This is a genomic window from Pseudomonas sp. NFACC13-1 (assembly GCF_900104425.1).
GTDB lineage: Bacteria > Pseudomonadota > Gammaproteobacteria > Pseudomonadales > Pseudomonadaceae > Aquipseudomonas > Aquipseudomonas fluorescens_AA.
The window spans coordinates 13,439-29,084 of record NZ_FMXV01000048.1 but is presented as its reverse complement, the minus strand read 5'-3'; the positions used below and the strand labels follow the sequence as shown (position 1 = coordinate 29,084).

At 64.6% G+C, this 15,646-nt stretch carries 2 protein-coding genes; both read right to left on the bottom strand.

Annotated features, from left to right (window positions below; genetic code table 11):
• Positions 1-11,639: non-ribosomal peptide synthetase (locus BLQ55_RS30370; RefSeq protein ID WP_256326671.1), on the bottom strand; the 11,639-nt coding region annotated here is incomplete at its 3' end.
• The coding region (locus BLQ55_RS30365; protein WP_092259349.1) for a non-ribosomal peptide synthetase at positions 11,636-15,646 on the bottom strand (4,011 nt) is incomplete at its 5' end. The genes BLQ55_RS30370 and BLQ55_RS30365, both read right to left, overlap by 4 nt.

The following is a 15,646-nucleotide window of genomic DNA, read 5'->3' as shown; positions in this document are numbered from 1 at the left end:
CCAACCGTTGCCGCCTGCGCCAGCACCACCGCCGGAGCGCTATCCGCCAGCATGTAGGCAATCCGATCCGCCGGATACGCCGGATCCAGCGGCACATAACCGCCGCCCGCCTTCAAGATCGCCAGCAGGCCCACGACCATGTCGCTGCCGCGCTCGAGACAGATCGCCACCCGCGAGTCCGGCCGCACACCCTGTTTGCGCAGGTAATGCGCCAGCCGGTTGGCCTGCTCGTTCAGCTCGCGATAGCTCAGGCGCTGACCGCCATGCAGCACCGCCAATGCATCCGGCGTGCGCTGCACCTGTTCCTCGAACAACCCATGGATGGTCTGTTCCAGTGGGTACTGTGCTTGCGTGGCATTGAAACATTCCAGCTGGCGACGTTCGGCATCGTCCGGCAGCACGATGTCGCTGATGGCGACGCGGGCATCCGCCACCATCGCCCGCAACATGCGTTCCAGATAGCCGAGGTAACGCTCCATGGTCGCCTGGTCGAACAACGCCGTGGCATATTCCAACGCCCCTTGGATACGCCCATCGGCCTCCCCAAGGTCGAGGGACACATCGAATTTCGCCGTACATCTCGTGGAAGGCAGGCCTTCCAGTACCAGGTCACGCAGTGTCAGTTCGACGCTCTCAGTGTTCTGCCAGGACAACATGGCCTGGAACACCGCGCTATGGGACAGGCTACGCACCGGTTTGACCAGCTCGACCACCTGTTCGAACGGCAGGTCCTGATGGGCCTGGGCCCCCAACGCCTGGGCTTTTACCCGTTGCAGCAGCGTCTGCACGCTCGGTCGACCCGACACATCGATGGGCACGGCCAGGGTGTTGACGAAGAACCCGATCAGCTCCTCGACCTCCACGCGCCGACGGTTGGCCGTCGGCGAGCCGATGACGATCGTATCCTGCCCCGAGAGGCGACCAAGCACCGCAGCCCAACCGGCCAGCACCGTCATGTACAAAGTCGTACCGTGGCGCTGGCTCAACACCTTGAGATCGGCTGTCAGCGCTTCATCGAAGACGACCGGAAGGCTTGCACCGGCATGACTCTGCTGCGCCGGACGAGGACGGTCGGCAGGCAGCGTCAACAGCGCCGGCGCATCGGCCAACGCGGCTTGCCACCAGACGCCCTGCTGCTTAAGCACCTCGCCACTGAGCCAGCGGCGTTGCCAGACGGCATAGTCCGCGTACTGCACCGGCAGGTCCGGCAGCGGGTCGTCCTGGCCCTGGCGGAACGCTTCGTAGAGAGTGACCAGTTCCCGGGTCAGGACGCCCATCGACCAGCCATCCGAGACAATGTGATGCATCGTCACCAGCAACACATGCTCGCGCTCAGCCAGGCGAATCAGTTGCCCACGGATCAACGGACCGTGTTCGAGATCGAAGGGCTCGCCGCCTTCCTGCTCGACCAGCGCATGCAATTGCGCCTGCGCCTCGGCGTGGGCGGACAGATCCACGGTGCGCAAGGCAAAGCCACTGTCCGCTGCCGCGATACTTTGCCGGGCCGGTTGTTCCGCTTGCAATACGAAGGTGGTGCGCAGCGCTTCGTGACGCGCCACGATCCGATCCAGCGCACGCTGCAGCGCATTGCGGTCCAGATCCCCCGTCAGGCGCAGCGCCACAGGAAGATGGTAGGCCGAACTGGCCCCCTCGACCCGTGTCAGGAACAGCAAGCGCTGCTGTGCGAAGGACAGCGGCAACGGCTCATCGCGGGACACCGCCACAATGGGCTGCAGCGTGCTGCGCCCCGAACCGGCCACGGCCTGCGCCAGCTCGCTCAATTGCCCATGATCAAAGAGTTCGCCCAGTGCCAACTCCACGCCCAAACGTTGACGTACCTGGGCGATCAACCGCATCGCCAGCAGCGAATGCCCACCCAATTCAAAGAACCGATCATGACGACCCACCCGATCCAGACCCAATAGTTCCTGCCATATCTGCGCCAGCACCGGTTCGATATCCCCCCGTGGCGCTTCATAGCGATCCACCGCCATCGCAGCCGAGCCAGGCGCAGGCAGGGCCTTGCGATCCAGCTTGCCATTGGGGGTCTGCGGCATTGTCTCCAGCGGGACATACGCCACGGGCACCATGTAGTCAGGCAATTGCTCCAGCACAAGGGCCCGCAGCGCTTCGGCCGTTATATCCTGATCGGCCCGGGCCCTGTAGTACGCCACCAGACGCTTCTCGCCGGGTGAGTCTTCGCGCACGATCACCACCGCCTCGCTCACCTGTGGGCAAGCACCCAGCACCGCTTCGATTTCGCCCAGTTCGATGCGCAGGCCACGGATCTTGACCTGCCCGTCGTTGCGGCCCAGATAGTCGATCCGACCGTCCGGCAAGTAGCGGCCGATATCGCCGGTGCGATACATCCTTGCGTTGGTCTCGGGGCGGAATGGATCCGCCAGGAAACGCTCGCAGGTGAGGTCGTCGCGGTTCATGTAACCCCGGGCGACGCCGGCGCCCGCGATGTGAATCTCACCCGCGACGCCAACGGGCACGGGCCTGCCATGGGCGTCGAGCAGGTAGAACCGGGTGTTGGCAATGGGACGGCCGATACTGACCTGGCTGCCATCCGTCGCGCGTGCCTCGACCTGAATGAACGATGACCAGATTGTGGTTTCGGTCGGTCCGTAAACATTGAACAACGTCTTGACCCGCTGCGCCACATGCTGGGCAAGCTCAGCGGGCAAGGCTTCGCCACCACACAGCGCGATCAGCCCCTGGGCCCCCTGCCAGCCCGATTCGAGCAACATGCGCCAACTGGCCGGCGTGGCCTGAGCGAAGGTGATGCCATTGGAGGCAATCATCCCGGCAAGCGCCTGACCGTCGCGCCCTTGGTCACGGGAAGCCAATACCACCCGGGCACCACAGATGAGCGGCAGGTACAGCTCAAGGCCGGCGATGTCGAACCCCAAAGTCGTCAACGCCAACATCCGGTCGGCAGCGGTCATGCCCAGCGTGTCGCGCATCGCGCACAGCAGGTTGATCACGCTGTGGTGCTCGACCATGACCCCCTTCGGCTTGCCGGTCGACCCCGAGGTGTAGATCACATAGGCCAGGTGCGCCGAGGTCAACCCCGCAACGGCCACATCGAAGGTCGGCTGGTCTCGCCAGGCAGTACCGTCGAGGTCAATGGTCGTCAACCCGTCATGGGTCAACAGGTCACGGGTCGCGGTGTGCACCAGCAACGCCAGCGGCTTGCTGTCTTGCAGCATGTAGGCCAGGCGATCGCTCGGGTAAGCAGGGTCCAGCGGCACATACGCCGCTCCTGCCTTCAGAATGCCTAGCAGCCCCACCAGCAGGTCTGGACCGCGTTCCATACAGATCGCCACCCGATCATCCGGGCGAACGCCCAGCGCCCGCAGGTGATGAGCCAGCCGATTGGCCTGCCCGTTCAGTTCGACGTAACTCAGTTGCCGGTCGCCGCAAACCACGGCCACGGCGTCGGGGAAGGCCTGGACCCGGGCCTGGAACAGTTGATGGATGGTCTGCTCCAGCGGGTAGGCCACGCGGGTGTCATTCCAGGTTTCCAGCAACTGTCGAAGCTCGGCGGCAGGCAGGCCCGGCAGCGCGGACAGCGGTGTATCCGCGGCCTGTTCCAGGGCGTCGACCAGGCTTTCGATCGAGACTTGCATGTACTCAACGACGCGTTGCGCGTCGATCCCGCAAGCCGCTTGCACCACCAGATTGAAACCTTCACCCTCGTCGTCCACGGCCAGCGAGAGTGGGTAATTGGTACGCTCCTCGCCGCCAAGGGTATCGATGCCCTGCCACGCCAACGCTGCGCCAGCCGCTGCCGTCACGGCGTTATGGCGATAGTTGAGCAAGGCACTGAACAGCGGCGTAGGGGTTGCCACACCGCTGCAGCGCTGGGCCAACGCCAATGGAGCGTGCTCATGCCCCAGCAGCCCGGTGAGCTGCTTGTGCGCGGCCTTGACGCCCTCGCGTGCAGTTTGCCCGCCCAGGCTTATTCGCAAGGGCAGCGTATTGATGAACATGCCCAAGGCGCGGTCGGCCCCTTCCGTGCCTTGCATCCGTCCCAACAGAACGGTACCGAAGACCACATCGTCGCGACCGCTGATGCGGCCCAGTACCTGCGCCCATGCCAGATGCATCAGACTCGCCGCGCTAACACCCGATTGGCGTGCCTGTCCTCGAAGACGACGGCAGAACTCCAGCGCCAGCACCCGCTTCACCTCTTCCACGCCGTTGCCGTCGCCCTGCACATCCTGTCGGCCGAACGGCAGCGTCGGCTCCAGGATGTCGCCGAGCATGTCACGGAAGAAAGCCTCATGGGCTTGCTGGCTGATGCCCAGACGGGCCAGCGCCACGTAATCGCGGTATTGCATCGCGCAGCCCAACTCGCCACCACGGTCCAGCAGGAAGGCCTGCATCTCGTGTACCAGCGTCTCCAGCGCCGTGTGGTCCAGGATCGTGTGGTGGAACAGCAGCGTGGCCACCCAGCGCCGATTCACCGCATCTTCGGCGCAAACCAGGCGCAGCATGGGCGCATGGTGCAGGTCCAGCCGGTAATGCCGGGCGTCGAAGCGCTCATGCAGTTGCCCGGCGACATCCCCTGCCAGCGGGTCCGCCGTGACCGTCTCCAGCACCAGAGGCGCCTTGCGCCAGACGATCTGCACTGGCTCGTCGAGCCCTTCCCAGGCGATTGAGGTGCGCAGGATGTCGTGACGGTCAATGACCTGCTGCAGCGCCTGTGTGAATGCCTCGAGACGGTCGCGATGGTCAAAGGCAAATTGCGACTGGAGCAGGTACGGGTCACCCTCTCCGGCCGCCAGATGGTGATAAAGAATGCCTTGTTGCAAGGGCGCCAGCGGGTAGATGTCCTGGACATTGGCCGCGCCACCCGGCACGCTCGCCACGATCCGGTCGATGGTTTCCTGATCCAGGACCACCAGGGGCAACAGGTCCGGCGTGATCCGCTGGCAACTGTCGCCGATCAGATTGGCCGGCACCACGACGTCACGATGCCCGCCCACCGCGGCGGCCAATGCCTGCAACGTCGGCTGGGCGAACAAGACCCGCACGTCCACCGCCAGGCCGACCTGGCGCATCCGCTCGATCAGCCTCATCGCCAGCAGCGAGTGACCGCCCAGTTCGAAGAAATGATCGTGGCGACCAACCCGCGCCACCTTCAGCAACTCGGCCCACAGGTCCGCCAGGGTCCGTTCGATTTCTCCCTGCGGCGCCTCATAGGCCTGGCTCGCGTAGGCTTCGGCCTGCGGCGCGGGCAATGCCTTGCGGTCTACCTTGCCGTTGAGCGTCAGGGGCAAGGTCGGCAGTATCACAAAGGCCCCGGGGATCATGTATTCGGCCAGGGTCGCGGACAGTTGCTCGCGCAACCCGGCCACGCTCAGCGTAACCTGCGGCTGCGCTACAACGTAGGCCACCAGGCGCTTCTCGCCCGGTTCATCGGCCCGCACCATGACCACCACATCCTGCACACCGTCGCAGGTGACCAGTTTCGCCTCGATCTCGCCCAGCTCGATGCGGAAACCGCGGATCTTCACTTGGTCGTCGTTGCGACCCAGGCATTCCAGACTGCCCTCCGGCAACCAGCGACCCAAGTCGCCGGTGCGGTACAGCAGCGCGCCGGGCTCCTGGCTGAATGGATCGGCGATGAATTTTTCCGCGGTCAGCTCCGGGCGGTTCAGGTATCCCTTCGCCACGCCCTTGCCTCCGATATGGATTTCACCGGCCACCCCCTGGGGCACCAGTTGTCGATGGGCATCGAGCACGTACACCTGTGTATTGGAAATCGGTCCGCCGATGGGCACGCACTGCGCATCCTCGACCACGGCCTTGACCTCCAGGGTCGTGGCATAGGTGGTGGTCTCGGTCGGACCATAGCAGTGCACCAGCCGCAGCGTCGGCGCCAACTGCAACAAACGCTGGAAAGACGCCACATCGGCGCGCTCGCCACCGCACAGCAGGATGCGCAGACCGCCGATGGCCTCCGGAATCAGTTGCACGTACTGGTTGAAGATCGCCGTGGTCACGAACAGCACGGTGGCCCCCGAGGTTTTCAATACCTGGGCAAAACATGCAGGCTCGAGCAGGGTCTCATGGTCGATCACCACCACCTGCCCGCCGTTGAGCAGTGCCCCCCACACGTCCATGGTGCTGGCATCGAACGCCGGATTGGAGGCGAAGGCGATCCGGTCGTGCTCGTTGAAATCGGCATAACCGTTGTTGATTACCAGCCGGTTGATTGCCCGGTGCGGTACCAGTACGCCCTTGGGCTGCCCTGTCGAGCCCGAGGTGTACATGATGTAGGCAATCGCCTCGCTGGACTGCGCAAACCCCGGGTTGTGAACCGGTCCCTGTTCCTGCAGCCGGTCCAGGTCGACGCGACACGCGCCCGCAGGCACCGGCTCGCCGCTGAGGGTCAGCAGGCAAGACGCACGGCAATCCTGGAGCATGAAGCGCTGGCGCTCCTGGGTCGCATTGCGGTCCAGTGGCACATAGGCTGCCGCGCACTTGAGGATTGCCAACTGACTGACCAGCAAGTCGATCGAGCGCGGCAGCAGGATCGCGACACAGTCGTCCGGCTGCACGCCGAGCCCGATCAGATGATGGGCCAGGCGGTTCGCCTGCTCGTTCAGTGTCTGGTAGCTGATTTGCCGGGGCCCGTGGGCGACAGCAATCGCGTCCGGGGCCTGGGTGACCCGGGCTTCGAACAGCGCCAGCACGGTTTGCTCCTCGGGGTAGGCGCGCCGGGTGGCGTTGAAATCGACCAGCAACCGCTGGCGTTCGCTCTGTGGCAGGACCTCCACACGGGTGAGCGGCGTATGCGCGGACTGCTCCAGCGCCTGCACCAGGCTTTCGAGCGCGGTGTGCATGTACCCGCAGATGCGTGCCGCCCCCACGCCTTGCAACACCAGGGCGCTAAGTGTGAAACCCTCACCCAGGTCGTCCACCGACAGGGTCAGCGGATAGTTCGAACGCTCTTCGCTGCTCAGGGTCTGGATACCCTGCCAGGCTGTCGTGGCCTCGGCCGAGACGCCGGCACTGGCGCTGTGCCGGTAATTCAGCAGCGCACTGAACAACGGGGCCGGGGCCGTCACGCGGCTGCAACGTTGCGCCAGGGCCAGCGAGGCATGTTCGTGGACGAGCAACGCAGTCAGTCGCTCATGGGTGGCGGTGATCCCGGCCTGCACGCTTTGCTCATCGAGCTTCACTCGCAACGGCAAGGTATTGATGAACATCCCCAGGGCGCGGTCGGCGCCCTCGCCGCCCTGCATCCGACCCATCAGCACGGTGCCGAAGACCACGTCCTCGCGCCCTGACAACCGCCCGAGCACCTGCGCCCACGCCAGGTGATGCAGGCTGGCGGCACTTACGCCCAGCTGACGCGCGTGGACCCGCAGGCGTCGACTCAGGTCGGCGTCGAGATCGAGCCTGGCTTCTTCGATACCACTGCCGTCACCCTGGACCTGTTGCAAACCCAGCGGTAACGTCGGTTCGTCGACATCGCCAAGCATTTCGCGGAAGAATGCTTCGTGTTCTTCCTGGCTGACCCCCAGGCGCGCCTGCGCCACATAGTTGCGGTACGGCATGGCCACGGCCAGTTGGTCCTGTTGGCCGAGCAGGTGCATCTGCATTTCCTGCTGCACCACTTCCAGTGCGGTATGGTCCAGGGCGATATGATGGAACAGCAGCATCGCTACCCAGCGTTGATTGGCCGGCTCATGGGCGAACCGCAGGCACATCAGCGGGGCCTGGCGGATATCGAGACGATGATGGCGAGAATCGAAACGTGTGTGCAGCCGGGTCACCGCGTCATCGTCAGGGTCTTCCAGGGTCAGTTCTTCGACGCTCAGCGGCGCCTGGCGCCAGACCACCTGCATCGGCTGCTCCAGCCCTTCCCACAACACCGCGGTGCGCAGGATATCGTGGCGATCGACGACGCCCTGCAAGGCTTGCACGAACGCCTCGAGACGCGCCTTGCTGTGGAAGGCGAACAACGCCTGGAGCACGTAGGGGTCGCCCTGCTGCGCCGAGATGTGGTGGTAGAGAATGCCCTCCTGCAATGGCGCCAGCGGGTAGATGTCCTGCACGTTGGTCGCACCGCCCGGCACCGTGGCGACAATGCGGTCGATAGCCGCCTGGTCCAGCGTGGCCAGCGGCAGCAGGTCTGGAGTGATTCGCTCGCAGCCCGCGGCGATGGCGTTAGCCGGCACACGGATTTCCTTGCCGCCGCCCACCGCTGCGGCCAGCGCCGCCAGGGTCGGTTGGCCAAACAGCACACGCACGTCGGCGCTCAGGCCAACCTGGCGCATTTGCTCGATCAGGTTGACGGCCAGCAGCGAGTGACCGCCCAGCTCAAAAAAATGATCATGACGCCCGACGCGTTCGACATTGAGCACCTGGCTCCATAACCTGGCGAGGACAATTTCGGTCTCACCCACCGGTGCCTCATAACCGCGTGCCAGGAACGACGCCTGGTCCGGTACCGGCAATGCCTTGCGGTCGAGCTTGCCGTTGGGCGTCAACGGCAAGGCATCCAGCCGCACATAGGCGGCGGGCACCATGTAGTCCGGCAGGTGGCTTTGCAGGTGAGCGCGCAGCGCCTCGATATCCACTGTGTCATCAGGCCGGTGCAGGGTGAAATAGGCAACCAGACGCTTTTCTCCCGGCATCTCTTCGCGAACCAGCACCGCCGCTTCTTTCACCGCACCATGTTGGGTCAACCGGGCCTCGATCTCTCCCGGCTCGATGCGGAAACCACGGATCTTCACCTGGCCATCGTTGCGCCCCAGGTATTCGATATTGCCGTCTGGCAGGAACCGCCCCAGGTCACCGGTGCGGTACATCAGGGCCTGCGGCTGCTGGCTGAACGGGTCGGACAGGAATTTTTCCGCGGTCAGGTCCGGTCGGTTCAGATAGCCTTTGGCGACCCCGGTGCCACCGATGTACAGCTCACCGGCCACGCCATGGGGCACGGGTCGACGCTGCGAATCCAGCAGGTAGACCCGCGTATTGCCCAAGGGGCGACCAATGGGGATGCTGCCCTCGCCGACTGCCTCGATCCGGTAAGTGGTGGAAAAGGTTGTCGCCTCCGTCGGGCCGTAGCCGTTGAGCAGATGTTGCGGCGCGCCTTCTTTCAGGACCCGAGCGATAACGGCCGGATCGAGCACGTCGCCGCCGACAATCAGGTAGCGCAGTTGCCTGAATACCGGCATCAGGCCCGCCGCGTACTGGTGGAACAGGCCCGCGGTGAGCCACAACACGCTCACCGATTGTTCGGTCAGCCATCCGGCGAGACGCGCCTGGGACAGCAGGACATCCTGTTCGACCACCACCACGCAACCACCATTGAGCAATGGTGCCCAGACTTCGAGGGTGCTGGCATCGAATGCCGGGTTCGAGGCGAACGCCACGCGGTCCTGCCCGTTGAAGTTGGCATAGCCGTTGTTGAGCACCAGCCGGCTGATGGCCCGGTGCGGCACCAGCACCCCCTTTGGCGTGCCGGTGGAGCCCGAGGTGTACATGATGTAGGCCACGGCTTCGCTCGAGAACGCCGGCGGCCTGTCAAAAGCCGGCTGTCCAGGCAGGTCGAGGGTATCCAGGTCCACCCGCCGCACGCCTGCGTCCAGGGCTTCGGCGGCGAGGGTCAACACCCGCACGGCACCGCTGTCCTGGAGCATGTACTGCTGACGCTCGGCAGGGGCGTTGATGTCCAGCGGCAGGTAGAGCGCCGCGCACTTGAGAATCGCCAACTGGCTGATCAGCAGGTCAAGGGAGCGTGGCAGCAGGATCGCCACGGTGTCGCCCGGTTGGACGCCAAGGCCGAGCAGATACCCCGCCAGGGCGTCGGCCTTTTTGTTCAGCTCCCGATACGTCAGGCTCTGTCCCGATTGCACCGCCGCCAGCGCATCCGGGCAAGCCTCGACCCGGGCCTCGAACAAGGCATGGATCAACTGTTCCCGCGGATAGGCGCGGTCTGTGTCGTTGAACGTTTGCAACACGCGCTGGCGCTCGGTCGGCGGCAAGATCGACAGACTGTTGATCCGCGTTTGGGGGGCATTCTCCAATGCCGTGACCAAGCCCTCGATGGCGGCGTGCATGTACTCGCAGATACGTTGCGCATCGATTCCCGGGGTGGCCTGCACTGTCAGGGCGAACGCGTCGGAGTAATCATCCACCGACAGCACCAGCGGATAATTGGTGCGCTCTTGCGCGCTCAGGCTCTCGATCCCCTCCCAGGCGAGAAGGGCTTGCTCCGGCAACACCTGGGTCGCCGCGCCAACGCTGTGGCGATAATTGAGCAACGCACTGAAAAGCGGCGCCGGCGCGGCCACGCCGCTGCAACGCTGCGCCAGGGCCAGGGACGCGTATTCGTGGCCGAGCAACGCGCTCAGCCAGCGGTGGGTGTTTTTCACCCCGTCGAGAACGTCCTGGGCGCCCACATCCACCCGCAACGGCAAGGTATTGATAAACATGCCCAGGGAGCGGCTCATGCTTTCACCAGCCTGCATGCGCCCCAGCATCACTGTGCCGAATACGACGTCTTCACGGCCGGATACGGCGCCCAGTACCTGGGCCCAGGCAAGGTGGATGATGCTCGCCGCGCTGACGCCCAACTGACGGGCTTGTCCACGCAGGCGAAGGCCGAGCGCCGGCATCACCGCCAGGTGATGCTCTTCGACGTCACTGCCGTCGCCCAGCACATCCTGCTGGCCGAAGGGCAGGGTCGGTTCGTCGACATCGCCCAGCATCTTGCTGAAGAACGCCTCATCGGCCTGACGCTGACTGGCCTGTCGTGTGCGTGCGACATAGTCGCGATAACGGCCGGCGGGCCCCAGTTGATCGCCCTGCCCTGTCAGCCAGGCCTGCATCTCGTGCTGCACCACTGCCAGTCCCGCATGGTCCAGGACCATGTGATGGAACAGCAGCATGGCAACCCAGCGCTGATTGACCGGGTCGTGGGCGCAGACCATCAGCAATAGCGGCGCCTGGCTGACGTCCAGTCGATGCTGCCTTGGATCGAATCGCGCCTGCAGTTGCGTCATGACATCGCCCACGGCGAGCTCGGCACTGACGTCCTCTACACCCAGCCGGGCCCGCCGCCAGACCACCTGGACCGGCTCTGCCAGGCCTTCGCGAACGATGGCCGTGCGCAGGATATCGTGCCGATCGATCACGCTCTGCAGGGCATCGATAAAATCCGCCAGGCGCCCACGATGGCTGAAGGCGAAGCGCGCCTGCAAGACATAGGAATCGCCTTGGGCGGCCGTCAGGTGGTGATACAGGATGCCTTCCTGCAACGGTGCCAAGGGATAAATATCCTGGACGTTGGCCGCCCCGCCCGGCACGGTGGCGACGATACGATCAATGGCCGGCTGGTCCAGCGTCACCAACGGCAACATCTGCGGTGTGATGCATACGCAACCCTCGGGGATAAGGTTGGCGGGTACTTCCGGTTCGCCGGCATTGGCCGCATCGTACTGCCCGGTCTTGATCAGGTCGATCAATGTGGCTTTGTGCTCGCGCAACAACGCCAGGACCGCAGGCTCGCTCAACGACTGCTTGCGGCCTCGGACCACGAGCTGATCGCCCTTGATGGAAAGCTGAACGTCTTTTTCTTTCAGGGTCGCCAACAGTTCGATCACACTCACAGGACAATCTCCATTTTTTCTGTCATTGCCGCGTACTCCGCGAGCGTGGGTTGCTCGAACAGCGCGCGCACATCCGCTTCCATACCTTCCTGGCGCATCCGCTCCATCAGGCTGACGGCCAGCAGGGAATGCCCACCCAATTCAAAGAAGTGATCGTGACGGCCGACGCGCTCCACGTTCAGCACCTCGGCCCACAGTTGCGCCAGGGTGATTTCGGTCTCGCCCACGGGCGCTTCGTAACCACGGGTAATGACGCAGGCCAGATCCGGCACCGGCAGAGCCTTGCGGTCGAGCTTGCCGTTGGGCGTCAGCGGCAAGGCGTCGAGACGCACATAGGCCGTGGGCACCATGTAGGCCGGCAACAGGGTTTGCAGGTGTATCCGCAGGTCCTCGATGTCGGCCGTTTCATCTGGCCAATATCCGGTGAAATAAGCGACCAGGCGTTTCTCCCCCGGTGCGTCTTCGCGCACCAGCGCCACGGCTTCCTTCACGGCCGCGTGCTGGGCGAGCCTGGTTTCGATTTCGCCCAATTCGATCCGGAAACCACGCAGCTTCACCTGATCATCATTGCGGCCCAGGTATTCGATGTTGCCATCCGGGAGGTAGCGGCCCAGGTCGCCGGTCTTGTACATCCGGGCATCGGGCGCATCACTGAACGGATCACTGAGGAAGCGTTCGGCCGTCAGGTCATCGCGATTCAGGTAGCCCCGAGCCACACCGGTACCGCCAATGTAGAGTTCCCCGGCCACCCCGACCGGAACGGGATGGCGATGACTGTCGAGCAGGTAGAACCGGGTGTTGGCGATCGGCCGGCCGATACTGATCGAACTGTCGCTCGTTTCCTGGCCACTGACCCGCGTCGACGACGACCAGATCGTCGTTTCGGTCGGACCATAGACGTTGAACAGCGTCTTGACCCGCGCCGCCACGCGCGCCGCAAGGTCGGCGGGCAACGCTTCGCCCCCGCACAACGCGGTCAGTCCCGACGTGCCCTGCCAGCCGGATTCGAGCAGCATGCGCCAGCTCGCCGGGGTGGCCTGGGCAACGGTGACACCGCTGGCCGCGATCAGGTGCGCCAGTGATTGACCGTCGCGCCCTTGGTCGCGAGTGGCCACAACCATGCTCGCGCCGCGCAACAGCGGCAGGTACAACTCCAGGCCGGCAATGTCGAAACCCAGAGTCGTCAGCGCCAGCATCCGATCGGACGACGTCATGCCCAGGGTATCGCCCATGGCACACAACAGGTTGACCACACTGCGGTGCTCGACCATCACACCTTTGGGCTTTCCGGTCGACCCCGAGGTGTAGAGGACGTAGGCCAGATGTGCCGACGTCAGGCCCTGCGCAGGCGGGTTGGCGCTGGACAGGCCCCGCCAGGCGTCGCTGTCCAGATCGATGACCGGAACCGCAGAGCCAGCCAGCAACCCGCACGTACCGGTCTGCGCAATGATTGCCAGCGGTGCGCTGTCTTCGAGCATGTAGGCAATGCGGTCCAGCGGATAAGCGGGATCCAGCGGCACATAGGCACCGCCCGCCTTGAGTATCGCCAGCAGCCCCACCACCATGTCCAGGCTCCGCTCGACACAGATCGCCACCCGCGAATCCGGCGTCACACCCCGTCCGCGCAGATAATGCGCCAACCGGTTGGCCCGCTCGTTCAATTCGCGGTAGCTCAGGCCCTGCTCGCCGTGCAGCACGGCCAGCGCATCCGGCGTACGCCACGCCTGGGCTTCGAACAGGCTGTGAATAGTCTGCTCCAGTGGATAGTCGACTTGCGTGGCGTTGAACCCTTCGAGCAACTGCTCATGCTCGCTTGCTGGCAGGATCGACAACTGGTGCAGGAGTGCCTCGGGTGTCCGTTCGAGCATCTCCACCAAGTGACGCAACGCCTGGTGGACATAACCGCACAGGCGCTGCGCGCCGATCCGCGCCGGAGTCATGATGCTGAAGCTGAAGGCGTCGCCCTGGTCGTCCACCGACAAGGTCAGCGGATAGTTGGTCCGTTCCTCACCGCCCAGCAGCTCGATACCGTCCCAGGCTGCCAATGTCTGCGCCGAAGCGGTCGTCGTGGTGTGACGGTAATTGAGCAAGGCACTGAACAGCGGCATTGGCGCTTCCACGCCGCTGCAACGTTGCGCCAGCGCCAGCGCGGCATGCTCGTGGGCCAGCAAGGCCGTCAGGCTTCCATGGGTCGCCTTCACGCCGTCACGAACGCTGGTCTGCCCCAGGCGGACTCGCAACGGCAGGGTATTGATGAACATGCCCAACGCCCGGTCGGCACCCTCGCCGCCCTGCATCCGGCCCACCAACACCGTGCCGAAGACCACGTCCTCCTTGCCCGACACCACGCCCAGCACCTGCGCCCAGGCCAGGTGATACAAGCTCGCCGCGCTCACCCCCAACTGACGGGCCTGGGTACGCACGCGGCGGCTCAGGTCGAGCGCGACGTCCTGGCGCACTTCCTCGATTGCACTGCCGTCACCTTGCACGTCCAGCAAGCCGAATGGCAGCGTCGGCTCGTCGACATCGCCGAGCATCTCGCGGAAGAACCCTTCGTGGGCTTCGCGATTGACACCCAACCGGGCTTGCGCCACGTAGTTGCGGTACGGCACCGACGCGGGCAGGCGCTGTGCCTGGCCGAGCATGTACGCCTCGATTTCGGCCGCCAGTACCGCCAGGGACGTGGCATCGTCCACCAAGTGATGGAACAGCAGGATACCGACCCAGCGCTGATTGTCCGGATCCCGCGCATAGGCCAGCCGCATCAGCGGTGCCTGGCGAATGTCCAGGCGGTAGTGCCGCGGGTCGAAACGTTGATGCAATTGTCCGGCAATATCCCCGGCTGCCGGATCCAGCTGCACCGACTCCACATCCAGCCGTGCGTCACGCCAGACCACCTGGACAGGCTCGGCCAGACCTTCCCAGAGCACACCCGTGCGCAAGATGTCATGCCGGGCAATGACCGCCTGGAACGCCTGGACAAACCTGTCCAGGCGCGTGGCGCTGTCGAACGCGAACATCATGTATTGAAGGTAGGGGTCACCCCGCTCTGCGGCGAGGTGGTGGTAAACGATCCCCTCCTGCAACGGCGCCAACGGGTAGATGTCCTGCACATTGGCCACGCCGCCCGGCACTGTCGCCACGATACGGTCGATGGACTCCTGGTCCAGGTCGACCAGGGGGAGCATGTCCGGGGTGATTCGTGTGCAGCCAGCGGGAATGAGGTTGGCCGGCACCACGACGTCTGCGTGTCCGCCAACCGCAGCAGCCAGCGCAGCCAATGTCGGTTGGCCGAACAGCACCCGCACATCGGCACTCAGCCCGGCGTTGCGCATGCGCTCGATCAACTTGACCGCCAGCAGCGAATGACCGCCCAGCTCGAAGAAGTGGTCGTGGCGACCGACCTGCTCAAGGTCCAACAATTCTCGCCAGAGCGTGGCGAGAATGGCTTCGATCTCGCCTTGTGGCGCCTCATATTCACGCGTTGCGACCGCCGACTGATCCGGTGTCGGCAACGCTTTGCGATCCAGCTTGCCGTTGGTGGTCAGCGGGAAGGCTTCGAGCATCACGAAGGCACTCGGCACCATGTAGTCGGCCAGCGAGCCCAGCAACTGCGTGCGCAGCTCGCCAGCCACTGGCCGCGCGTCTTCCCTGGCGATGACATAAGCCACCAGGCGCTGGTCCCCCGGCGCGTCCTCACGGGCGATGACCACCGCCTCTCTGACGCCTTCGCAAGCCGCCAGCGCGGCCTCGATCTCGCCCAGTTCGATACGGAAACCACGGATCTTCACCTGGTCGTCATTACGCCCCAGGTATTCGATGCTGCCGTCCGCCAGCCAGCGACCCAGATCGCCGGTCTTGTACATCCGGGCGTTCGGCTCATGGCTGAAGGGGTTGTCGAGGAAACGCTCGGCGGTCAGCTCGGCGCGGTTCAGGTAACCGCGGCTGACACCCGCGCCACCCACGTACATTTCGCCGACCACACCGACCGGTACGGGTTCGTGTTG